The organism is Endozoicomonas sp. YOMI1, assembly GCF_024606345.1.
Taxonomy (GTDB): Bacteria; Pseudomonadota; Gammaproteobacteria; order Pseudomonadales; family Endozoicomonadaceae; genus Endozoicomonas.
Genome location: NZ_JAHHPM010000280.1, coordinates 1 through 1,268 on the forward strand (window position 1 = coordinate 1; position 1,268 = coordinate 1,268).

The 1,268-nt window shown below is 49.6% G+C and carries 2 protein-coding genes; both read right to left on the minus strand.

All coding sequences use genetic code 11. The features are described from left to right. Nucleotides 1–181: 181 nt before the first annotated feature. Nucleotides 182–439: a 50S ribosomal protein L27 gene (rpmA, locus tag KDK15_RS09640; protein WP_257295144.1), complete on the minus strand. Its 258-nt coding sequence runs from the start codon at nucleotides 437–439 to the stop codon at nucleotides 182–184. Between the two features lie 97 nt (nucleotides 440–536). Further along, nucleotides 537–848, minus strand: a complete 312-nt coding sequence (gene rplU / locus KDK15_RS09645) for a 50S ribosomal protein L21 (RefSeq protein ID WP_257295145.1) — start codon at nucleotides 846–848, stop codon at nucleotides 537–539. Nucleotides 849–1,268 lie beyond the last annotated feature (420 nt).

Below are 1,268 nucleotides of genomic sequence, written 5' to 3' on the forward strand. Positions count from 1 at the left end.
CCAATTCCACCTTCTAAATATGAACTGCGCAGCCATTTTGAACCGCTGGATCTTCGTTGGAATTCCTCGCAATAGTCCTGCTATTACTCATCATTCCGCCTTGCCTAGCGGTCCAAAATGACTTACTCGATATCATATTTAGAAGGCGGAATTGGTATAATCACAGACAACCCAAACGCCATTATGCAGCAGCTACGCTGACATACTTGCGCTTTTTAGGACCTTTCACTTCAAACACGACTTTACCGTCGGCCTTGGCGAACAGGGTGTGGTCCCTACCGATACCTACGTTAGCACCCGCGTGGAACTTGGTACCACGCTGACGAACGATGATGGCACCCGCCTGGATAGCCTGACCACCAAAGATTTTGACACCAAGGCGTTTACTTTCTGAATCGCGACCGTTGCGGGTACTACCGCCAGCTTTTTTGTGAGCCATCTTGCTCTCCTTTTATCCCGGACCTGTCGTCGGCTACCACACCAGAGACTGCCCTTAGAAGTATTCAACAGGTTTGATACAAACCTGTCAGCAATAATTAACCGGCAATTCCGGTGATCTTCAGCTCAGTGAACCACTGACGGTGGCCCATCTGCTTGCGGTGATGCTTACGACGCTTGAACTTGATGATCTTGATCTTTGGACCACGGCCATGGCTGATAACTTCAGCAGTAACCCTGGCACCTTCAACCACTGGAGCACCAACTTTCAGCTCTTCACCATTGGCGATCAGCAGAACGTCGTTGATTTCCAGACTTTCGCCAGCGGCGTTGCTCAGTTTTTCTACCTTCAGGATTTCTCCTTCGGTAACGCGGTACTGTTTACCACCAGTTCTGATAACTGCGTACATGATTTGATCTCCGAAAATCCTTAAGAGCCTCTTTGTCAAAGGCATCCACCGAACCTGGAAAGGCATGGTGGAATTTTTAGCTATCTAAAAACCACTTCTAAAGAAGCTGAAGGCTCCTACGGGCTGAACAGACCATATCGGTCTTGCAGGCACCATCAGGGATGGGCGGCACCTCATGAGCTGAAGGGCAGCTGAAACCAGCTATTTATCATTATCAGCAATCCATGACAAAATGGCGCACCGCACCGGATTCTCAGATAGGGGCGCAAATTTTAAGGGACTCAAGCCCCACTGGCAAGACCTGTTGGTATTTAATCCAGCCCTGCCCGGTGAAAGGGATCAGGAAGCCTGCAGCTTGTTTCACAGGAATAACTGACACTCCCCGCCCTATCGGGCGAGGGTTCTTGATCGATCAAGAAC

Bases quoted from the DNA above. Each gene is read 5' to 3' on its own strand.
- rplU (WP_257295145.1), bottom strand. From the start codon at position 848: ATGTACGCAGTTATCAGAACTGGTGGTAAACAGTACCGCGTTACCGAA.
- rpmA (WP_257295144.1), bottom strand. From the start codon at position 439: ATGGCTCACAAAAAAGCTGGCGGTAGTACCCGCAACGGTCGCGATTCA.